The 21,826-nt window shown below is 41.2% G+C and carries 23 protein-coding genes and 1 other annotated feature; of the genes, 1 reads left to right on the top strand and 22 read right to left on the bottom strand.

Annotated features, from left to right (window positions below):
- Positions 1–2: 2 nt before the first annotated feature.
- The 3 genes from ACOT8F_RS06935 to ACOT8F_RS06925 form a co-directional block, all read right to left on the bottom strand.
- Positions 3–926: a PLP-dependent cysteine synthase family protein gene (locus ACOT8F_RS06935; protein ID WP_421650828.1), complete on the bottom strand. Its 924-nt coding sequence runs from the start codon at positions 924–926 to the stop codon at positions 3–5.
- 34 nt (positions 927–960) lie between these two features.
- Complete coding sequence (mtnN, locus tag ACOT8F_RS06930; protein ID WP_421650827.1) at positions 961–1,662, bottom strand: 5'-methylthioadenosine/S-adenosylhomocysteine nucleosidase; 702 nt, start codon at positions 1,660–1,662, stop codon at positions 961–963.
- 65 nt (positions 1,663–1,727) lie between these two features.
- Positions 1,728–2,369, bottom strand: coding sequence for a class I SAM-dependent methyltransferase (locus tag ACOT8F_RS06925; RefSeq protein WP_421650826.1), 642 nt, complete (start codon positions 2,367–2,369; stop codon positions 1,728–1,730).
- Between the two features lie 174 nt (positions 2,370–2,543).
- On the opposite strand from ACOT8F_RS06925, the gene ACOT8F_RS06920 reads away from it, so the two are divergent.
- The gene (locus ACOT8F_RS06920) at positions 2,544–2,747 is read left to right on the top strand and encodes a YrzA family protein (protein ID WP_421650825.1); all 204 of its coding nucleotides are present in this window, start codon (positions 2,544–2,546) and stop codon (positions 2,745–2,747) included.
- Positions 2,748–3,118: 371 nt separating this feature from the next.
- Here ACOT8F_RS06920 and ACOT8F_RS06915 read toward each other — a convergent pair whose 3' ends face one another.
- From ACOT8F_RS06915 to cymR, 19 genes are all read right to left on the bottom strand, one after another.
- Positions 3,119–3,769, bottom strand: coding sequence for a DUF1510 family protein (locus tag ACOT8F_RS06915; protein ID WP_421650824.1), 651 nt, complete (start codon positions 3,767–3,769; stop codon positions 3,119–3,121).
- A 58-nt stretch (positions 3,770–3,827) separates the two neighbouring features.
- Entirely contained in the window at positions 3,828–5,588 is a 1,761-nt protein-coding gene (locus tag ACOT8F_RS06910) for a peptidoglycan D,D-transpeptidase FtsI family protein (RefSeq protein ID WP_421650823.1), read from the bottom strand.
- 53 nt (positions 5,589–5,641) lie between these two features.
- On the bottom strand, positions 5,642–6,118 hold the full coding sequence (gene greA / locus ACOT8F_RS06905; RefSeq protein WP_421650822.1) for a transcription elongation factor GreA: 477 nt from the start codon (positions 6,116–6,118) through the stop codon (positions 5,642–5,644).
- 247 nt (positions 6,119–6,365) lie between these two features.
- Complete coding sequence (gene udk, locus ACOT8F_RS06900; RefSeq protein WP_421650821.1) at positions 6,366–7,001, bottom strand: uridine kinase; 636 nt, start codon at positions 6,999–7,001, stop codon at positions 6,366–6,368.
- An 83-nt stretch (positions 7,002–7,084) separates the two neighbouring features.
- Entirely contained in the window at positions 7,085–7,735 is a 651-nt protein-coding gene (locus ACOT8F_RS06895; protein ID WP_421650936.1) for an O-methyltransferase, read from the bottom strand.
- 291 nt (positions 7,736–8,026) lie between these two features.
- Positions 8,027–9,118 (bottom strand): endolytic transglycosylase MltG, encoded by a 1,092-nt coding sequence (mltG, locus tag ACOT8F_RS06890; RefSeq protein WP_421650935.1) that lies wholly within the window; start codon positions 9,116–9,118, stop codon positions 8,027–8,029.
- A gap of 224 nt (positions 9,119–9,342) precedes the next feature.
- The gene (locus ACOT8F_RS06885; protein WP_421650820.1) at positions 9,343–9,636 is read right to left on the bottom strand and encodes a DUF1292 domain-containing protein; all 294 of its coding nucleotides are present in this window, start codon (positions 9,634–9,636) and stop codon (positions 9,343–9,345) included.
- Between the two features lie 87 nt (positions 9,637–9,723).
- Positions 9,724–10,140 carry a Holliday junction resolvase RuvX gene (gene ruvX / locus ACOT8F_RS06880; protein ID WP_421650819.1) on the bottom strand — a complete coding sequence of 139 codons (417 nt, stop codon included), beginning with the start codon at positions 10,138–10,140 and terminating at the stop codon, positions 9,724–9,726.
- A gap of 1 nt (position 10,141) precedes the next feature.
- The gene (locus ACOT8F_RS06875; protein ID WP_421650818.1) at positions 10,142–10,408 is read right to left on the bottom strand and encodes an IreB family regulatory phosphoprotein; all 267 of its coding nucleotides are present in this window, start codon (positions 10,406–10,408) and stop codon (positions 10,142–10,144) included.
- An 80-nt stretch (positions 10,409–10,488) separates the two neighbouring features.
- Positions 10,489–13,125 (bottom strand): alanine--tRNA ligase, encoded by a 2,637-nt coding sequence (gene alaS, locus ACOT8F_RS06870; protein ID WP_421650933.1) that lies wholly within the window; start codon positions 13,123–13,125, stop codon positions 10,489–10,491.
- An 89-nt stretch (positions 13,126–13,214) separates the two neighbouring features.
- Positions 13,215–13,419: a binding site (T-box leader), on the bottom strand.
- A gap of 38 nt (positions 13,420–13,457) precedes the next feature.
- Positions 13,458–14,519, bottom strand: coding sequence for an AI-2E family transporter (locus tag ACOT8F_RS06865; protein ID WP_421650817.1), 1,062 nt, complete (start codon positions 14,517–14,519; stop codon positions 13,458–13,460).
- Between the two features lie 98 nt (positions 14,520–14,617).
- Positions 14,618–14,740 carry a YrzQ family protein gene (locus ACOT8F_RS06860; RefSeq protein WP_421650932.1) on the bottom strand — a complete coding sequence of 41 codons (123 nt, stop codon included), beginning with the start codon at positions 14,738–14,740 and terminating at the stop codon, positions 14,618–14,620.
- Positions 14,741–14,771: 31 nt separating this feature from the next.
- The gene (locus ACOT8F_RS06855) at positions 14,772–14,963 is read right to left on the bottom strand and encodes a hypothetical protein (RefSeq protein ID WP_421650816.1); all 192 of its coding nucleotides are present in this window, start codon (positions 14,961–14,963) and stop codon (positions 14,772–14,774) included.
- Positions 14,964–14,975: 12 nt separating this feature from the next.
- Positions 14,976–15,458 (bottom strand): PRC-barrel domain-containing protein, encoded by a 483-nt coding sequence (locus tag ACOT8F_RS06850; RefSeq protein WP_421650815.1) that lies wholly within the window; start codon positions 15,456–15,458, stop codon positions 14,976–14,978.
- 21 nt (positions 15,459–15,479) lie between these two features.
- A complete protein-coding gene (gene recD2, locus ACOT8F_RS06845; RefSeq protein WP_421650931.1) occupies positions 15,480–17,846 on the bottom strand; it encodes an SF1B family DNA helicase RecD2 in 2,367 nt (788 codons plus the stop codon).
- Between the two features lie 82 nt (positions 17,847–17,928).
- Complete coding sequence (locus ACOT8F_RS06840; RefSeq protein ID WP_421650814.1) at positions 17,929–18,588, bottom strand: tetratricopeptide repeat protein; 660 nt, start codon at positions 18,586–18,588, stop codon at positions 17,929–17,931.
- A 183-nt stretch (positions 18,589–18,771) separates the two neighbouring features.
- The gene (gene mnmA / locus ACOT8F_RS06835) at positions 18,772–19,887 is read right to left on the bottom strand and encodes a tRNA 2-thiouridine(34) synthase MnmA (RefSeq protein WP_421650813.1); all 1,116 of its coding nucleotides are present in this window, start codon (positions 19,885–19,887) and stop codon (positions 18,772–18,774) included.
- A gap of 21 nt (positions 19,888–19,908) precedes the next feature.
- The gene (locus tag ACOT8F_RS06830) at positions 19,909–21,051 is read right to left on the bottom strand and encodes a cysteine desulfurase family protein (RefSeq protein ID WP_421650812.1); all 1,143 of its coding nucleotides are present in this window, start codon (positions 21,049–21,051) and stop codon (positions 19,909–19,911) included.
- 48 nt (positions 21,052–21,099) lie between these two features.
- Positions 21,100–21,516: a cysteine metabolism transcriptional regulator CymR gene (gene cymR / locus ACOT8F_RS06825; protein ID WP_421650811.1), complete on the bottom strand. Its 417-nt coding sequence runs from the start codon at positions 21,514–21,516 to the stop codon at positions 21,100–21,102.
- Between the last annotated feature and the right edge of the window lie 310 nt (positions 21,517–21,826).

Below are 21,826 nucleotides of genomic sequence, written 5' to 3'. Positions count from 1 at the left end.
GTTTAAATGCCTCCCTCATAAATCTTTTTACTCAAATAGCGTTCACTGCTGTCTGCAAAAACAGTCACAATGTTTGTTCCAGTTTTGGCATTTTCAGCCTCTATTAACGCTGCTTTCAGAGCAGCACCGCTTGAACTTCCTGCGAGCAGCCCTTCTTTTTGGGCCAGCTCTTTCACAAGAGTAAATGCTTCATGATCACTAATTGTATGAATAGCATCAAAATATTCTGGTTCCATATAATCTGGAAGAAATTCCATTCCGATTCCTTCTGTTTTATGAGGACAAGATTCGCCTCCGTTCAGGATGGAGCCTTCCGGTTCAACGATAACAGTCTTCACATTTTTGTTCTGTTCCTTTAAATATTTCGCTGTTCCCATAAAAGTCCCGCCTGTTCCAGCACCAGCAACAAATACATCAACATGCCCGTCAAGCTGTTTCCATATTTCAGGACCAAGCGTTTTATAGTAAGTATCAGGATTCCAGGGATTTGCAAATTGCTGAGGGCAATAGGAGCCTGGAATTTCTTTTAATAGCTCCTGGGCCTTCTTGATTGCCCCTTTCATGCCTTCCTCAGTCGGGGTTTGAACAACAGTGGCACCGAAAGCTCTCATTATGTCCTGTTTTTCCTGGCTGAATTTCTCCGGAACACAGACAACAACCTTCAGATCCCGGTGAATAGCAGCAAGTGCCAAGCCAATTCCTGTGTTCCCTGCTGTAGGTTCAATGATCGTTCCGCCCTTTTTTACTTTTCCTGTTTTTAATGCCTGCTCGATCAATTCTACACCAAGCCTGTCTTTAATGCTTCCGCCAGGATTGTAATACTCAAGCTTGGCAAACAGCCGCACACCCTCAGGCAGAGAAAACCTTGTGAGTTCAAACAAGGGGGTGGAGCCGATTAATTCTTCTATACCACGAACAATTTGCATATTTTCACCTTCATCAGCTAATCTATGAGCTTCCTTACCTGTTTTTCAGCTGCTCGACAATGCGCAGCACATGAGCAGCAGAATTGACAGCTGCTTTTTCAAGAAACTTATCAAACGAAACATCTGATTCTTTGCCGGCAATGTCAGAAAGTGCTCTGATCACTACAAAAGGAACCTGGAATTGATGGCAAACTTGAGCTATAGCAGCAGCTTCCATTTCCACAGCATAAATGGAATCAAATTTCGTTCTAACATATTCAACACGCCCAGGGTCGTTCATAAATGAGTCTCCTGTCACAATCAAACCTTTAACAATTTGAATGCCTTCTTGCGCATGAGATTCAAGAGATGCAATCTCAAGTAAGGATGTATCAGGCAAAAATGCAGGCGGAAGGCCAGGCACCTGGCCATATTCATAGCCAAATGCTGTTACGTCTACATCATGGTGGCGAACTTCAGTTGAAACGACAATATCGCCTACATTTAACTCACTGTGAAAACCTCCGGCAGATCCTGTATTAATGACATAGTCAGGTTTATATCGGTCAAGCAGCAGGGTGGTACTGATGGCGGCGTTTACTTTTCCGATTCCCGATTTGAGCAGCACAATTTCTGTTCCATTATAAATACCTTTTGTAAACTCGCTTCCCGCGATTGTTTCAGTACTTTTTTCTGTTAATTTATCACGCAGAATGGTTACTTCTTCTTCCATTGCTCCGATGATTGCTATTTTCATTTTTTACCATTCCTTCCTGAAGCTTTCCCCTTTTTACCTGTCAAAACAAGGCAGATGGATAAGCATTACTCCTTCACCGCTTCTATTATCCAGACAAAGGCATTCATCTGCACAAAGGAAACAGAAAACCCATTTTTCTCAAAAATGGTTTTCAACACATCTTGAGTTGAGTAGTATTCTGTTTCAAGGTCCTTCGCAAGATTAACGTATTGGCGCCTTCTGGACTCTTCTATTTTAGATTGATAAGCATCCTTATCAATGAACACAGTATCAGCAAAGACTATTTTACCACCTTTATCAAGAATGCTTCCATACTTATATACAGCCATCTCTTTTTCAGGGTCTGTCAGGTGATGAAAGGCATAAGTGCTGACGATTGAATCGATCTTTCCATCCGGCTCAGCAAATGCCAGAAAATCTCCATCAGTAATTTTAATATGAGCAGGCAGTTTTTTCAAAGATTGCTGCCTCATTGCCTGAGAGGGCTCCACACCATATACCGTCTTGTTTTTTTGTACCAGCTTTTCAGTCAAGTTCCCAGTACCAACACCAAATTCAAGAACATGGGTGCCTGATTTTTCAGCAACTGTTTCCAGAATTTGTTCATATCCCCGAAAAACCTCTCTGTATTCCTCATCATGCCCCGTAACAGCTGAATCATATGAATCTGCCCAAACTTCAAATACATTCAGAAATTCTCTTCCCATTTTTGCCACTCTCCACTAATTTATATAATTCCTATAAGTATAGTATGATTTTAAATTTGAACTGTTCCCAGATTACCATACAACAGACGATTTAAGCAAGAAATCAATATTCTTTTTCACTAATAATAGGCTTTTGATAAAATAGGATGGTACATAAAGGAGGCTTTGTGAAAAATGAACATTCAGCTGGATTTCATTAAAGATAAAATTGAGTTTTTTGAGGGGGAAGATTTAAAAGCACTTGAAAAGAAAGTGAACGAACAGATTGAGTTAAATAAAGCCATTTTGCTTGAAGTATCTTCTGTTTCCCACCAAATGCATCTGGCCGAGAACGGCCGCCGCTTTTATAGTGCAGTGGTTCACTTCAAAGCTAAGTAATCTAAATGGTAAAGGCTGTTTTTCGATTGTTGCTATTCGTAAGGGGCGGGATCTGGCTGAATGGAGATAATCTATTCGAGTAGGGGTGCTTCCAATAATGAGGTCTGATTGGCATGGAAATGCAAGGAGCCATGGCCATATTTACCGTCAATCTAGAAAGAATAATGAAGCTGGTGGGGGAAAAATAGGGTAAAAAAGAGAATTGAAAACATGAAAAAAGCCGTACTCATTCCAAATATATGGAATAAATACGGCTTTTTTGCTATTTAGGCCTACCAGGAAATCATCAAAAATCGGCAGATTTTCAGTGGCCTCATAAATAACGGGAAGTTTGTTAACAATTCCTTTGCACTTGATTAGAAACGCAATGATTAATTTGCTTTTTCTACATTAACAGGCTCCCAGCCCTCGTTTGTTACCCAGTGAAGAGTAACCTTATATTTTTCGGAGGTCGTTTTATCAGAAACGGTTCCTTTCGCATCATTAGGTGAACCATTGTTTCCAATAAACCACACTGTCATATTGTCTTCAGAGATGCCAGTGGCCATGCTCATAGCTTTTTTCATTTCAGCCCAATCCTGAGAGCTTTTCTCATATTTCGTAGTGTGAGGTTCAGATTGGGAAGTTCCCACAGGTTTCCAATCAGACTTTGGAGCTGGGCTTCCGCTCGTGCTATCGTCTTTTTTAGCCGCATCATCCTTAGCTGGATCATTCGCAGCCGATTTATCTGATTCAGTGTTTTGCTGATCGGATGTATTGTTATCGGATGCAGTTCCCGATTGCTTGTCTTCCTGATTGGTGCTGCTTCCTGAATCAGAGGATGGCTGCTTATTTGAATTCGTTTCAGAATTAGAAGTCTGCTGATTATTGTCAACCTTAGATGCCTGCTGTTTCCCGCTGCCTCCGAAGATAAGCTGTGAACCCACAACTATAATGAGGACAAAGATAACCCCTATTAAAACATTTAATATTACGTTTGTTTTTCTTCTCTTATCGCGTTTATCATATCGCGATCCCTTCATTCAATTCCACTCCTTTATTCACCTATCTTCTGTATCATTCTAACATCACTTCCCCATTCTAGCCAGAATGACCTTGATCACTGTTAAATATTTCCTTTACCATATCATAAAATACTTGATTTGCAGAGGTTTTATTGCCAGTCACTTCAAGCTCTGTTACGACCAGAGCATACCGTGGATTATCAGATGGGAAATACCCGGCAAACCATTTATTTATTAGAGACTGACCATTGGCATCAGCTTTTCCCGTTTCTGCTGTACCTGATTTCCCTGATACGGCGTAAGGAAGAGACTGGAATTTTCTGCCCGTTCCATTCTCACTCGTCACGACTGTTCTTAAAAGCTTTTGCAGCTTTTGGGCTGTATAGGCATCAATAGAAGAACCCTCTAAGTTCTGAGAAGGAAAATGAAACATAACGGTTCCGTTTTTGTACCGGATGTCCTCGACAATTTTGACCTCTTTCTTTTGTCCTCCTCTAGCAATCGTTGCCATCATGTTAGCGATGGCAAGCGGGGAAACTCTGACGCTTTTTTGGCCAATGGCTGTTTGAGCTATTGCTTTTTTTACCCGTTTATCCGCCTTATCACTCCAAACAGTTCCTTTTTTTTCATGAGGAAACTGCTGAAAGTTCTGGTAATGATAAACACTTCCAGTCCATCCTGCAGTAGATAGCAAACCGAGCTCGTCTGCTGTCCTCTCAATACTGTCTGGATCCTTCTGGATAAGTTCAGCGGCAATGGCGGAAAAAGTATAGTTACAGCTTCTGGCAAAGCTCTCAGAAAAGGAGAGAGGTCCTTCTTTGTGCTCTGGATTGTGTCCTCCATAAAGATCCAGGTCGCAATTATAGCTTTTAGAAGGATCATCGAGCCCATCTTCCACCGCAGCTGCTGCAAGTACTGTTTTAAAAACAGAGCCAGGAGTGAGTGGCTCCAGCATATAATTATGCTGGGTGTTTTTATCCGAAAGCTTTAAATCCGGCTTAGAAACCATGGCAAGAACACTGTTATTTGCAAGGTCTAAAAGGACGAGTCCTCCTTTTTGGAGACCATCCGAAGTTAAAATTTTTTCTGCCATCGACTGCATTTTTTTATCAAGGGTCGTCGTTATGGAAACAGGGTAGTAGGGACTCTGATCGGCAATGTATTTTACGTTTACGCCAAAAAGAGGATCTCCGATAGCATCCACATGATAAAGGAGCTTTGTTTCAGCTTCCGGGAGCAAAAATTCGTCAAAGGATTCTTCAAGTCCCATGGCACCGAGTTTTACCGAAGAAGGGAGATGTTTATCGGCATATTTTGATTGGAGTTTTTGGGGAAGCTGGGCTGTAAATCCAACTATATGGGGAACCTGAGTGACTTCAGGCCGGTGTTCCATGAGCACACCAAATAAACCAGGCACCTTCCACTTGTTGATTTCCTGAAGTTCCTGCTTCGAAAGTGAGGCGCCATCCTTTTTTCCAATAATGACAGGTTTAATAGCTGAAGCAAGCTTGTTATCGATTATTGATGGAGGCAAATGAAGCATTTCAGCAAGTTTTGATTCAGGCCAGTTGTAGTCTTTTAAAAAAGGAAACAAGATAACACTTGGTTCATTGGAAGACGTAAGGCTTAGACCATTCCTGTCAGTAAAACTTCCTCTGCCATCGTTTATCATAACCTCCTGTGTCCGCTGTTTAACACTTTCTTCGATCAAGTTGATATGATGTTTGGAGAAAGATTCGGTATTAAATAGTTGAATTTCTGCGAGGCGGCAAAGAAGAAGCAAAAGGAAGAAAAATATGAGTACACCAGAAAATTTGATCCGATTAAACGGTTTCATAAAAAAAACACCTCATCCATCAATATGGACGAGGTGTTTATTCACTAAACATCTTATTTGATATTTACGATTCTGACTTGCATTTCTCCGCCAGGAGTTTGAACATTTACTTCTTCCCCGACTTTTTTGCCCATTAGGCTTCTCGCAATTGGAGAGTCATTTGAAATTTTCCCTTCAAACGGATCAGCTTCAGCGCTTCCAACAATGGTATAGGACTCTTCATCACCATTTGGCAGTTCTTTAAAGGTAATCGTTTTACCCAAAGAAACCTGGTCCGAGCTTCCTTCATCCTCCTGGATGATTTTTGCGTTGCGGATCATGTTTTCAAGTGTGGTAATACGTCCTTCTACAAATGCCTGCTCTTCTTTGGCAGAGTCATATTCAGAGTTTTCAGAGAGGTCGCCGAAACTGCGTGCAATTTTAATCCGTTCTACAACTTCTTTACGTCTTACTGTTTTTAAATATTCAAGCTCCTGCTCAAGCTTCATTTTACCTTCTTCGGTCATTGGAAACACTTTTTCTTGCGCCATTATCAACCACTCCTTCAAGATACTTACTGTCCCCCACAAAGGTCTGTATGTAAAGTACTGTAAATAGACAAGAGCGAGGACAAGTCCTGTCCTCACGCTGCTAGATTCATTATAAAATGGATGTCAGCTTGCACATGTGAAAAAGGCAAGCGGTTTAAGCTTGCTTCTCCATGTGAATCATTTGCCATGAAACCTTTAACAGTCTATACATAATATGGTCACAGTACTCTTTATCTATGCTATGTTATTACAAAATAGCGTTTTGTTCAAGAATTGTTTGAATTTTTGTTACCATTATATCAATTGCCACATGATTTTGCCCGCCCTCAGGGATAATAATATCCGCATAACGCTTAGTGGGTTCAATAAATTGATTGTGCATGGGCCTTACAACAGACACATACTGCTCGATGACAGAGTCGATTGATCTTCCCCGTTCTTTAATGTCCCTTAGCAGTCTGCGGATAATCCTTAAATCTGCATCTGTATCAACAAAAAGCTTAATATCCATCAAGTCACGGAGCCGTTCGTCTTCAAGTATTAAGATTCCTTCTAGAATGATAACATCCTTTGGTTCTACTGAAATGACCTCTTCTGCCCGAGTATGAATTTGATAATTGTAGACAGGCTTATCAATCCCCTGATATTGCAGGAGCTGTTTCAAATGATCGATTAACAGTTCATTATCAAATGCCAGCGGATGGTCGTAATTCGTATTCAGCCTCTCTTCGAACGGAAGATGGCTTTGATCCTTATAATAATAGTCCTGCTCGATCATTAAAATGGAATGCCCTTTAAAATGTTCATAGATGGCTTTGGTGACACTTGTCTTACCAGAGCCTGAACCGCCGGCCACTCCTATTACTACGGGCTTCTTCCCCATATGTTCAGTACCCCTCTCACATCTTGATGTACCAGAATGCCGTTTGCAGTGTGCCTAGGCTTTACGCAGCAGCTTTTATTCTGTCATTTTTTTATACTAAGAGCTATGCCGTCACCGACCGGGATGATCGATGTATCATAATCGGGGTGGGCCATCAGCCACTCGTTGTAATAATGAATTTTTCCAACCAGACTTCGAATTCTTTTACTTTCGATCTTATCCTGTTCTTCAGCCACAAGCCCTTTAAACAGGACGTTATCCGTAAGAATCAGACCCTTTTCCCCAAGCATGAGTTCATATAAATTAAAAAAACGTTGATATTGGCCTTTAGCTGCATCAATAAATAGAGCATCAAAAGGTTTCTCAAGGGCAACCTGTTCAGATAGCTCAAGTGCATCTCCAAACAAAACCTTTATCCGATTAGAAAGGCCAGCTTCTTCTATTCGTTTGATTGCTTCTGAGTACCTTTCTTCATCCCGTTCAATTGTGATAATTTCAGCTTCTGGAAGTACTGAAGCCATTCGAATTGCTGAATATCCAATTGCCGTGCCGATTTCAAGAATTTTAGCCGGGCTATGAAGGCGCAAAAGCTGAAGCATGACATGGATTCCTGACTTTTCCATAATCGGAACCTGGTTCTTTTTTGCGTACTCTTCCATATCACGAATCCCTTCAGACTCAGCAGGGATCAGACTTTCGAGATACAGTGTTAATTTTTCCTCGTGCAAGACAATTTCCTCCTTGCGCAAAAAGAAGAGCTCTTTTACAAAGGCTCTTTTCTTAAACTTTGTTTTTTCATTCATTTTAATTGAATTTAAAGCCTTAATACAACTGAGAATTATAAGAAAAGATGCGGCGAAGCCAGTCTTTATGCGTGTTCTAAACTTATACGAATCGCAACAATCTTTGTGGAAACAGCCTTTACAAAAGAACTCTGCACATACTTTTACTCTGTTTAAAATAACAACTCGATATATTTTAGCATAAAAACAGGGGATTTAAAATACTGAGCATCCCCCGTTCCATTATTTTTGATTAGTAATTAGCTTTTCTTTCACTTTGTTATGATCTTTCAACGTTTTTGTAAAGATCACCTTGCCATCCTTAGCTGCGAGAAAATACAGATAATCTGTTTTCTCCGGATTTATCGCAGCATCAAGTGAGGTAGTACCGGCATTTGAAATTGGACCAGGCGGAAGCCCCTTGTTTGTATAAGTATTGTAAGGTGATTTTACCTTTAAATCCTTGAGGAAGACCTTTGATTTGTGAGCTCCAAGAGCATAAAGAACGGTCGGGTCTGTCTGAAGGGGCATTTTCTTTTCAAGGCGATTATAAAAGACACTTGATATTTTTCCCCTGTCCACTTTCTGGGTTGCTTCTTCTTCTATAAGAGATGCCATGGTCAGAAACTGATGAACGGTCAGCTTTTTTTGACTGATTTGGCTGCTGTATTGCCGGACAACTTCATCTGTCGGCTCTATCATCGTTTCGATAATTTTCTCAAGCGATGTATCTTTTTTGTCAAACGGATAGGTAGCTGGATACAAATAGCCTTCAAGAGGGTATTTGATTTTTTTATTATCTATATCCTTTTTCAGCGTTTCTGGATATTTTTTTCTAAGCTGATTGATAAACGTTTTATCCTGAAGCTTTTTCATAACCGTTTGCTCATTATAGTTTGTATTTTTTGCAATCAATTTTGCTATTTGCGACAGCTGCTGCCCTTCAGGCACTGTGATTTGAAAAGCAAAATTTTGTGATGCTTTACCTGACTCGAGCAAGGTAATCATATCATCCATTGTCATACTTTTATTCAGGATATATTCACCCGCACGAAATCCGGAGGCATTTTTAAACTTCACGTAATACTTGAAAATCTTTTCATCCCTGATTAATCCAGCTTCTTTAAACTTATGCGCAATATTTCCAACTGAAGATCCAATTGGTATCGACACTTTCACAGGCTTATCATTTGCTGAATCTACAGGTTTAAGACCTTGCTGTATGTATACATAAATTGCTCCTGCTGCAAGCACAAGTAAAATGACTGCGGCAAGAAGGACTCGGAAAACAATTTTTCGGATGGTTTTTGCTTCTGATTGTTTATTCAGGAGCATATTTTGATAGTCATTTTTATTTTTTTTGTTTTTCGGCATATTATGCCCCCTTTCCCATTCCGTCTATTATAATACAAAATTTGAGCTGTTTCGGCAAAAAATTCTTTTTCCTGCTTTAAAAGTCCCTGTCTTTTAGCTTTAATTAAGCCAAAAAAAATATAAAAAGCTGAGTGTACAGACACTCAGCTTTTCATAAATATCCTCTTTCCGCAAGTGCAGACCGTTTATTCTTCTTCCTCATTCTCGAAGAAAGTATTCAGCATTTCTTCAACCATATCCCATTCTTCTTCCGTTTCGATTGGTTCAAGATCTCCATCTTCACCATTATCATTCGGCACAAAGCTTGAAGCGTGGATTTCAATTTCATCTTCATCTTCATCTTCATTTTCGCTGCTGATCGGATAATAAAGCACATATGATTTACCGAAGCGATCTGATTCAAAAGTAAAAAGTATCTCGCAAAGCTGTTCGTTTCCTTGTTCGTCTACTACTGTAATTTGTTTTTCGCCATTTTCCATTTTATTCACCTCTTATGAACGTTTATTATTACGTATTATTCTGCTCAAAACAGAATGCTTCAATCCTGCAAGGTCAGCCCCTGCTGCTTACCTGAGGCTGTCCAAAAACCCTTGTAAAATCATGACTGCCGCCATCTTATCAATGACTTTGCGGCGTTTTTTTCTGCTGACATCCGCCTCAATAAGCATCCGTTCCGCAGCAATGGTAGTCAGCCGCTCATCCCAGAGAACAACCGGCAATTCGAAAGATTCCTTCAGCATTTCTGCGTAGCGCTGACAGGCTTCCCCCCGCGGACCGATTGTTCCATTCATATTCTTTGGCAAACCGACAACAATTTTTTCAACTTCTTCATTTTTAAGTATTTCGGAAAGTCTTGTAAGTCCGAATTCTCCATTTTCTTCATCAATCTTAATCGTTTCCAGTCCTTGCGCAGTCCAGCCCAAAAGATCACTGACGGCCACTCCGACTGTTTTTGTTCCATAATCAAGCCCTAAAATACGCATTTTATCCCTCGCGATGATGTTTAAGATACGATTTGACCAATTCCTCTATCAATTCGTCCCGCTCCAATTTTCTAATAAGATTACGCGCATCGCGGTGGCGCGGAATATAAGCAGGATCACCGGATAACAAATATCCAACGATTTGGTTGATCGGGTTGTAGCCTTTTTCTTCAAGTGCACTGTATACCGTAAACAAGACCTCTTTAACGTCCGTCTCAACCGATTCTTCCGAAAAGTTAAATTTCATTGTTTTATCGAACGAACTCACGCTTGCACCTCTTTCCCGGATTCTTGCATGATGAAACTGCGTGTCCAATCTTATTTAACATTTTACACTACAGAGGGAAATTATAAAACGGATTTTACCCATTCCTCCGCATAATTCAAAGCAGCATCCAGTTTTTCCGGATCTTTTCCGCCAGCCTGAGCCATATCAGGGCGTCCTCCGCCGCTTCCTCCGCAGCGCGTTGCCACTTCTTTGATCAGTTTGCCGGCATGATAGCCTTTTTCAGTTAAATCCTTTGTTACTCCGGCAGCAAGATTTACTTTACCATCTGATGCAGCTCCCAAAACGACGATGGCAGAGCCAAGTGTATTTTTGAGTTCATCCATCATTGTGCGCAGGCTGTTCATATCCTTTGCGTTGACCTTGCTTGCAAGAAGCGTCACACCATTGATCTTAACTGCTTTATCAACAAGTCCTGTCACTTCAGCATTTCCGAGCTTAGCTGTAAGAGATTCATTTTCTCTTTGAAGGCTCTTCATTTCAAGCAAAAGACTGTCTACACGCTGAGAAACTTCTTTAGGGCTTGTTTTCAGTTTAGCTGCTGTGTCTGAAAGAATAGCCAGCTGACCGTTCATTAACTCATAAGCGCCTTTTCCTGTAACGGCTTCAATCCGCCTTGTGCCTGCTCCAATTCCGGACTCTGAAACAATTTTAAAGATTCCGATAGAGGCAGTGTTCTCAACATGACAGCCTCCGCAAAGCTCAAGGCTGTAATCGCCAACTTGCACAACCCTTACAATATCTCCATATTTTTCTCCAAAAAGAGCCATTGCTCCCATGGCTTTTGCTTCTGCAATGGGTTTATGTTCGATGCGGACATTGATGGATTCCCAAATTTTTTCGTTTACGATTATTTCGATTTGCGTCAATTCATCTTCTGTTACCTGGCCGAAGTGGGAAAAGTCAAAACGCAGACGGTTCTCTGTCACAAGCGAGCCAGCCTGATTGACATGCGTTCCAAGAGTATCTTTTAAAGCCTGATGCAGCAAGTGAGTTGCTGTATGGTTTTTAATCACGCCTGTACGGCTTTTCTTGTTTACAGTTGCTTCAACAAGATCATTTGTTTTTAGAATGCCGCTTTCAACGATGACACTGTGAAGATTTTGTCCATTTGGAGCTTTCTTGACGTCCTTAACTTTAGCCGTTACTCCTTCATTCACCAAATAGCCTTCATCGGCAATTTGTCCGCCGCTTTCAGCATAAAAAGGAGTCTTATCCATAATCACTTGAACTTCCTGACCTTCATGGACTTCATCCACTAGCTGTCCTTCCTGCACAAGAGCAAGAATGCTCGAAGAGTGAACAGTTAGAGTATCATAGCCGATAAAGCTGCTTTCAACTGTCAGGTCTCCCAGAACGCCGCCTTGAACCTGCATGGAGCCAACTTCCTGGCGTGCCGCACGGGCTCTCTCACGCTGTTTTTTCATTTCTTCTTCAAAGCCTGAGTGATCGAGCTTCATTTCTTCGTCTTCCGCATACTCTTCTGTCAGCTCAACAGGAAAGCCGTACGTATCATAAAGTCTGAAAACATCTTCCCCTGGAATAACAGAACTTCCAGCTGCTTTTTGTTTTTTTACAACTTCAGAAAGAATAGCCAGGCCATCATTTAACGTTTCATGGAAACGCTCTTCTTCGTTTTTAATCACCTTTTGAATAAACGCGGATTTCGCTTGAACTTCCGGGTAAAAATCTACCATTATTTCACCGACAACAGGAACTAGCTCATACATAAACGGACGGTTGATGTTCAATTTTTTCGCATACCGGACTGCACGGCGAAGAAGGCGGCGAAGCACGTAGCCTCTGCCTTCATTAGAAGGAAGAGCACCATCCCCGATTGCAAAAGTCACGGTACGGATGTGGTCTGCAACGACTTTAAAAGCAGTGTCCTCTTTATCTGTTCTGTATGATTCACCCGAAATAGATTCTGTTGCTTCAATAATCGGCATAAACAGATCCGTATCGAAGTTTGTTGGAACGCTTTGAATAACAGAGCACATGCGCTCAAGACCCATGCCTGTATCAATGTTTTTCTTCGGAAGCGGCGTATAGCTTCCATCTGGATTATGATTGAATTCAGAGAACACAAGGTTCCACACTTCCAAATAACGCTCATTCTCTCCGCCAGGGTAGAGTTCTGGATCAGCTGGATCATTTCCATATTCCACGCCGCGGTCATAGAATATTTCAGTGTTAGGTCCGCTTGGGCCTTCACCGATATCCCAGAAGTTTCCTTCAAGTCGGATAACGTTTTCTTCAAGCACACCAACCGTTTTAGTCCATATTTCAAACGCTTCATTATCTTCCGGATGGATTGTTACAGAAAGCTTTTCAGCTTCAAACCCGATCCATTTCTCACTCGTTAAAAATTCCCAAGCCCAAATGATGGCTTCTTCTTTAAAATAGTCTCCAATGGAAAAATTTCCGAGCATTTCAAAAAAGGTATGGTGGCGTGCGGTTTTCCCCACATTTTCAATATCATTTGTACGTATGGATTTTTGAGCATTTACGATTCTTGGATTGGCTGGGATCACTCGGCCGTCAAAGTATTTTTTCAGCGTAGCAACTCCGCTGTTGATCCATAAGAGAGACGCATCGTCCTGAGGAACAAGCGGCGCACTCGGCTCAATAGCATGTCCTTTTTCCTTGAAAAAATCAAGGAACATTTGGCGGACTTCAGCAGATGTTAAAACTTTCATCAAAGATTCTCCTCCTTGCAGATATCAGGGTTTAATACAGGCAGAATGCAAAAAAACTCCCGTTCCTGTATAAATAGAAATTCTATTTGCACAGGGACGAGAGTTTCTCGCGGTACCACCCTGGTTATGGATTTATCCATCACCTTCATTCGGCCGTAACGCGGACCACACGGCAGGTATTAGCTGCACTCCGGATGAGCTTTCTGCAAAGTCTCTTTTAAAGGTTCTTTCAGCCTAAGGAACCTTCTCTCTTAAAAATAGACATCAGCATACTTTTTCCGTCATTGTGTTTACTATGTATAGGTGAATTATAGCTATTGGAAGCGGTTATGTCAATGCTGTCTAATTACCCTGATCCCGTGTTCTACAACAACTTTCAGAATGGCTGTAACCGGAACGGCCAGAATTAAACCAAGCACTCCGCCAAGCTCCCCTCCTGCAGCAAGAGCAAGCATAATAATGATCGGATGCATATGAAGGCTTCTTCCCACGATAAACGGTCCCAGAATATTCGCTTCAATAAACTGAAGAACCATAATTAAGATCACTACGACAATGACTGTATTCGTTCCCATGCTTGCAGCAATGATAAGGGCAGGTATGGCCCCAATAATCGGACCGAAATACGGAATAACATTGGTTACGCCGATGATCAGTCCAAGGATAAGAGCATATTGAACCTTAAAGAAAAAGAAGCCGATAAAAGCCAGCAGCCCGATAATAACACAAACAAAAAATTGCCCTCTAATATAGTCTCCAAGAGAATGATCTGCATCTCTTATAAACTCTTTGGCGGGTGAGCGCCATCTTTTAGGTGTCAAATACCAGGCTGTTTTTTTGATTTGTTCCACATCCCGCAGCATATAAAACACGAGGAAAGGGATCAGTGTTAAAATAACCACATAGTTAAATAAGGCCTGTATGCTCTCAATCAGCCTGTCAATAAGCTGTGCCAGCCATTCCTCTGATTTTGCAACAAGCCCTTCTATACGGTCATGAATGCCATCTGGCCAGTGATCCGTATGGTCGCGTATCATGGTCAGCCACTTTTCATAAATCCCCATGAGCTGAGGTATATTGCCTGAAAGCTCCATTAGCTGATTAATCAGAATAGGGATGCCTCTGTAAAAGCCATATCCGATCAAACCAAAAAACAGAATGTAAATAATGAAAATCGAAACGGAACGAGGAAGTCCCGTCCTGTGAAGTCTTTCAATAATGGGATGAAGCAAATAGGTGATAAAGGCGGAAACAATAAATGGAATAAAAATGGCTTCTGCCATCAGCCATAAAGGATTCCATAATTCGCGCAGCTTTAAGAAAAAATAAACACACAGCAGGATCAGCAAAATGATGCCTGCCCGCAATAAAACCTGTTTCTCCTTCACGATCATCCCTCCTGGAGATTATTGTTAGGGAAACAAGAGAGAAATATTCATGGGTGTTCCAGTAAGCAAAAAAATCCCCGTCATTTTGACGGGGATTACGGATTTTAAGAAAACATTCTTCTCATGCGCTTCTGCATTTTTTTCCAGTCACGCTTAGAGCCCATCCCATTTTTCAGATAATGAGCTGCAGCAGCTCCCACACCCATTGAAATTAATGAGGTCATCATTCGGTTCACGACGTATTCCTCCTTTAATTCCCTACATATTGACGGAACGATCTTCCTCACTGAACAGGTCGTCAAGGGAACTTAATGTTCCATCTTCTTCGACTTGATGGGTGAAAATTTTCCCTTTGGCAACGGAAAGCTCAATAAAGCAATTCCAGCAGTAATATTGGTTCACGCCAATTTTTCCGAGGTCCTTGTTTTGGCAATTTGGACATTTTAGCAACCAGGGCACACCTCACTCGATAATTGCATCCATGACGATGGCATCCTTGCTGACTGTAAAGCCTGAGTCAAGAGGGTGAGCTCTTTTTTTGCCCTCCGAAAGATCAGCAAAGAATCCGTCTGTCAGTTCATATGCTTCGATTGTGCCCAGTTCTGCTGAAAAATATACATCATTCAAAAGCCCAAGCTTGTCACCGCTGGAATTATATACAGCCCTGTTATATAGCGGTTTATGGGTTTCGAGAAACAGGTTTTCCCGAGAAGCAGCAACTGGCTTCAAATCTTCCCTGTGTGTAATGATGACTCCATCTGTACCAATAGAGTGAACAGCTTCATGCGGTATAAAGCGGTCTCTCTTTAAGAACCCTTTCCCCTCCATCAGAAAACCAGTTACCTGGTTATTGTGGCTGATGGCCAAATCGGAAATGCTTCCAATGATTTCTGCTGTAGCCAGTTCAAAAACAGGAAGACCCTTGATTTGTCGATATGTTCTCAAAGTGATCCCACCTTTCGAACACTAATAGGATTCATCCTTCTCCATGAAGTCATACGGCGTAATGTTTCCCATTCCAATATTTGCATCACCAATGTCAAAGGGCAGTTCTTTTTGCAGTTCATCCTCTATTTCTTCTGATTTTACAAGCCTTAGCGTGAGAGAAGTCTGCCTTCGAGATTGCTCTCTGTTTTCGATCCCGCGGCGAAGAGCTTCCTCTTCACCGCACAGAATAAGAAATTTTTTACTTCTTGTTATTCCGGTGTATATTAAATTTCGTTTCAGCATCCTGTAATAGCTTTTTACAATCGGCATGACCACGATCGGAAATTCGCTTCCCTGTGATTTATGGATTGAACAGCAATAAGCATGAGTAAATTGAAGAAAATCCTTCTTTGTATAAGTAACTTCCTTGCCGTCAAATGAAATAACGACCATATCTTCTTTTTCCGTATTTTCTTTTGCATAGAAAATGGAAACCACTTCACCCATATCTCCATTAAAGACATGCTCCTCCGGCTGATTAACCAGCTGAAGCACTTTATCTCCAACCCTGTAGGCAATATCGCCAAAAAGAATTTCCCGTTTATCCGGTGATTTTGGGTTAAACATTTCCTGCAGCAATTTATTTAGCTGATCGATTCCAGCAGAACCTCTGTACATTGGAGCAAGCACCTGAATATCCTTCGAAGTGAATCCTTTTTTCCTCGCATTATCAATGACTTGCTGAACCACTTCTTTAACATGCTGGGTAGAGCAGCGGATAAATGACCTGTCTTTCGTCGGCTTCAGGATGTTCTCTGGAAGCTTGCCTTCTTTTATTTCATGAGCCAGTTCAATAATAGATGAACCCTCTGCCTGGCGGTATATATCAGTCAGTCTTACAGTCGGGATGATTTCTGAAGCAAGCAAATCCCGAAGAACTTGCCCTGGTCCGACAGAAGGAAGCTGATCTTCATCACCTACCATTACTACCTGAATGTTCTTCGGAAGTGATTTTAGCAAATGATTGGCAAGCCAAATATCCACCATAGAAACTTCATCAATAATCAGAAGTTTTCCCTGAATGGGGTTGTCCTCATTTCTTTCAAATCCTTCTGCACCATTCCATCCCAAAAGACGATGTATCGTTACAGCAGGCAAACCTGTTGCCTCACTCATCCTTTTTGCAGCTCTTCCTGTAGGTGCAACAAGCAGCACAGGAAAAGGCTCATCTTTTTTATAATCTGATGGTTCAAGTGAGCAGCCGTGCAAATCAGAGTAGAGTTCGACAATACCTTTAATAACCGTCGTTTTTCCTGTACCAGGACCGCCTGTCAAAAGGAGCATCGGAGACATTAAAGCTTTTTGAATGGCATCCTTTTGAGAAGGTGCATATTGCACATTCATGCGTTCCTCAAGCTTTCCAAGGGACAAAAGAAATTCAGATTCAGGAAAAAGCTCGTCATATTCTGTTTGCTGAAGAATTTTTTCGATGTGTTTAGCTGTATTATTTTCAGCAAAATAAAGAGAGGGATAATAAACCCGGTTCTCTTCAATAATAATTTGTTTATCCTCAGCTAGATTGATCAATTCAGCTGAAATGTCGGTTTCAATCACTTCTTCCTGTTTTGACTGATCAAGGAGCTGCTTCGTTTCAATAATCAGCTGCTCAAGCTTTAAGTACACATGCCCATCCTGCAGAGAAGAGCTTTCAAGTGTATAAAGGCAGGCGGCTTTAATTCTTTCCGGATGTTTGCCTGACATGCCGACCTGGCTGCCAAGCTCGTCTGCTTTCACAAAGCCGATTCCTTCAATTTCTTTTACAAGCTGGTAAGGATTTTCTTCGATTTTTTGCAGCGTTTGATCTTGATAAGCTTTGTATATCTTCATGGACAGCTGAGGCCCAAATCCGAACTGGGCAAGTGAAATCATAATTTGCTCAAGACCCTGATGCTGACTTAAGGCTTCTGATAGCTGTTCTGCCTTTTCCTTTGTCAGTCTTGGAATTTTACTCAGTACGGATGGATCGGCTAGTATTTTATTTATAGCTCCGACCCCAAGCTCTTTGACAATCGTTTCGGCCGTTTTTTTCCCAATACCTTTAAATAGATCACTTGCCAAGTATTGAACGATTCCTTCTTCTGTATTCGGCATTTCTTTTTTGAAATGTTCTGTTTGAAATTGAGGACCGAATTTCGGGTGGACTTTCAGTGATCCATAGAAGGTATAGGTTTCTTCCTCCTGCAAAAGAGGGAAGTAGCCTGTTATTGTAATGTCTTTTTCTTCATATGAAATGTTATTTTCGTTCACTTTTAATTTTAGGACTGTATATAAGTTTTGTTCATTATGAAAAATGACGGCTCTTATCGTTCCTTTTACGAATTCCTTCTTATCGAATTCACCATCCATAGACAGCTGCAAAGGAGCTCCCCCCTTTCTTAAGGAATAATTATGTATGTATAGGGAAGCAAAAAGCTGCCCTGTTTCAATCTTATTGCATATTTTCGTTAATACTCTTTATCGCATTAAGGGCCAGCAAATGATCCGGCTGAACATTGAGTGCTTTATTCAGCATTTCTAAAGCCTCTTTTGGCTGATCTTTGAAAGCATAGCATATACCTAAATTATACCAGGCATCTGAATGGTTTTCCTCAAGCTGCGTCACCTTTTCAAGCTGTTCTATCGCTTCGTCGTAGCTTTCTGAAGAAGCAAGACTAAGTCCCAGCTGAAAACGGGCTTCTGTATCCTCCTCATTAAGCTCTGCAGCTCTCTGCAAATAAGGCAGAGCCAGTTTTGGCGAACCAGCCTGCATAAAGCTCATGCCAAGCATATAAAAAGCATCAGAGTGAGACAGTCCTTTATTGATTGCCTGCTGAAATTGATTGGCTGCTTCCTTATAATCTTGTTTGTCATAATAGATGGTTCCTGCCCCATAATAGGCTGTTGCTGCCTTTTCATCAAGCTCAATGGCTTTTTTATAAAATCTCATTGCTTTATCACTTTCTTGTACAAATGCAAGCAAATTTCCAAAGTTGATATAAATTACTGCATCATCAGGCCGTTCTTCTAGAGCCTCGGTAAAAAACTTCGCAGCTTCCTCAAGATTTCCTTCCTGCATTGCTTCAATTCCAAGCTGGTTCAGATCTTTCATTGTCTGCCTCCGTTTTTTCATTTGCTGTTTTCGCAAAGATTTTTGCTATTCGTAAGAGTATAAAACACTCAGAAAGAAAAGATAAGCTTCGTGGCATCTTTTCTTAAAGTTTTTGTCTAGATTGTAAGAAAAGAGCTTTTTCATTTGAAAAAACCTCAACTTAGTTGAGGTTTTTATATAGGTTTATCCAACATACCACAATTTTTCTTCTTCTTTAAATACTTCATCAATTGTTCCCCCGCCAAGACAAACATCACCATCATAAAAAACGACAGCTTGCCCTGGAGTAACGGCACGAATCGGCTCTCTGAAAGTAATACGAGCATTACTGTCATCAAGCATCGTTACTTTGACCTTGTTATCAGCCTGGCGGTAACGGAATTTTGCTGTGCATTCCAGATCACCCTCCGGTGCTTTTCCGGAAGTCCAGCTGATGTTGACTGCAAGAATGGATGTTGAGTATAAAGAATCATGATGAAATCCTTGATCAACAAACAATACATTTTTTTTCAGATCTTTTCCAACGACAAACCAAGGATCACCGCTTCCTCCTATACCAAGTCCATGACGCTGACCGATCGTATAGTACATCAAGCCATCGTGTTTTCCCATTACTTTTCCGCTGAGGGTTTTCATTTCGCCAGGCTGTGCAGGCAGGTAATTCCCAAGGAACTCTTTGAAATTTCGTTCGCCGATAAAGCAAATGCCAGTACTGTCTTTCTTTTCAGCAGTAGCAAGTCCTGCTTCTTTAGCCAATTCCCGCACTTTTGATTTTTCAATGTTTCCGATTGGGAACATGACCTTTGACAGCTGATCCTGATTCAGCTGATTTAAAAAGTAGGTTTGGTCTTTATTTTCATCTACTCCACGGAGCATTTTGAATTCTCCGTCCCGGTATTCAACTCTTGCATAATGGCCAGTAGCCAAATAATCTGCACCGAGCGAAACGGCATGTTCAAGAAAGGCTTTGAATTTAATTTCTTTGTTGCACATGACATCAGGATTTGGCGTTCTGCCTGCTTTATATTCATCAAGGAAATAGGTAAATACCTTGTCCCAATATTGTTTTTCAAAGTTTACTGCATAATACGGAATGCCGATTTGGTTGCACACTCGAATCACATCGTCATAATCTTCTGTTGCTGTACAAACGCCATTTTCATCTGTATCATCCCAGTTTTTCATAAAGATTCCAATCACGTCATATCCTTGTTCCTTCAATAGAAGAGCTGCAACTGATGAGTCTACTCCTCCTGACATCCCAACAACAACGCGAGTATCTTTTGGTGCTTTTTGCATGTAGTTTCACCTCTTTTCTTTCTAAGCTGTCAGGCTTTTTATGACCTTCGAAATATTTCCGGCAGCTGTTTTGATCTCTTCCACCGTATTTCCGAACCCGAAGCTAAAACGAATAGAAGAAGCAATTTTATCAGATTCCTTGCCGAACATCGCCACCAGAACATGGGACGGATCAATGGAACCAGCTGTACATGCAGACCCGCTGGATGCTGAAACTCCTGCTAAATCAAGGTTTACAAGCAAGGATTCAACATTTGTTCCTGGAAAATAAACGTTCAGCACATGGGGAAGATTGTTTTCCAGGCTGCCGTTTATTTCAAAAGCGATTTTGTTCGATTTAAACGTTTTTATCATCTCTTCTTTCAAACTTTGATATAGGTCAGCTTTTTCAGCACGGTTTTCTTCTGCAAGCTCAACAGCTTTTTGCAATCCGATAATGCCAGCTGAATTTTCCGTACCCGCCCTTCTTTTCAATTCCTGTTCGCCGCCGAACGCAATCGGAGATAATTTCACTCCGTTTTTAATATATAAAAAGCCTGCACCTTTAGGCCCGTTGATTTTATGGCCTGAAACGGAAAGCAGGTCTACCCCAAGGTCGTCCACATTAATAGGAAGAAGCCCGAATGCCTGAACAGCATCTGTATGAAAATTGGCCTGATGACTTTTTAACAGCTTCCCGATTTCGGCTATAGGCTGGATGCTTCCCACTTCATTATTTCCATACATTACGGTCACAAGAATTGTGTCTTCTGTTAGCGCAGATTTCAATTCACTAATTGAAATTCTGCCCTCGAGATCAACAGGAAGGTAGGTTACCGTGAAGCCCTGTTTTTCAAGGTAGGCACATGTGTGAAGCACAGCATGGTGTTCAATCTGAGTTGTGATAATATGATTGCCTTTTTCCCGGTTGGCAAAAGCTGTCCCGATGATGGCCAGATTATCAGCTTCTGTACCTCCGCTCGTAAAGACAATCTCTCTTGGTTTGGAATGGATGGCTTTAGCAACTGATTCCCTCGCCTTGTCCAAAAAACGTCTGCTTTCACGCCCATGGGCATGGATGCTGGACGGATTTCCGAATGTATCAGCCATAAACTGGGCCATGGATTGAATAACTTCAGGATGCATGGGTGATGTTGCTGCATGATCCAGATAAATACGTGACAAGCTGCGTCACTCCTTCATAAAAAATTGCTTCCGTATATAAACGGCGGATTAAATATAGAACATGTAAGATTCCTGATCTCCGTCCGTATAGCTTGCAAGATCTTCAAGAGTTGTGCTGTCAAGCACTCCTTTGACAGCATCCCTGATTCTGATCCATAACTCTCTTTTTGCAGGTTCTTCATCTTCAAGCACTTCAACAGGACTGATAGGACCTTCAAGCACTCTGATGATATCTCCTGCTGTAATCTGATCTGGTCCATTGCCCAGTATATAACCGCCGTATGCTCCGCGGATACTCTTCACAAGACCGGCGTTTCGAAGCGGTGCGATCAGCTGCTCCAGGTAATGCTCAGAGAGATCATGGGTCTGTGCGATGCTCTTTAACGAAGTTGGACCTTCCCCATGCTTTCTGGCAAGTTCTATCATAATCGTAAGGCCGTAGCGGCCCTTAGTTGAAATTTTCATGCATAACACCCCTATTTTTCCACAAACCAATCAAATGTATCATCTGATTTTCGTCTGTTACAAATTTGAATTTTGAATAGCTGTTTTATTTTCTGCACATTTTTATCTGATTTTTTTCCGATCAATTAAATAAGCCTTAGTTATTATAACATATAAGGGGTATTTCTAGCATGCCAGCCATTCAATCTGTAGAATTATAATGAATTCAGGTAAGGATTTCAAATTATTTGCATTTCAGCTCTTCTTTCAGCATAATAGCCACAATCCTATTATAATGGGAACAAGATTTTTTCAGGGCTTTGCTTAAGGA

The sequence above is a fragment of the Chryseobacillus diguaensis genome, from assembly GCF_049220665.1.
In the GTDB taxonomy this organism is placed as follows: Bacteria; Bacillota; Bacilli; order Bacillales; family Bacillaceae; genus Metabacillus_B.
The sequence above is the reverse complement of the archived record's forward strand: the minus strand, read 5'-3'. Positions and strand labels throughout refer to the sequence as shown.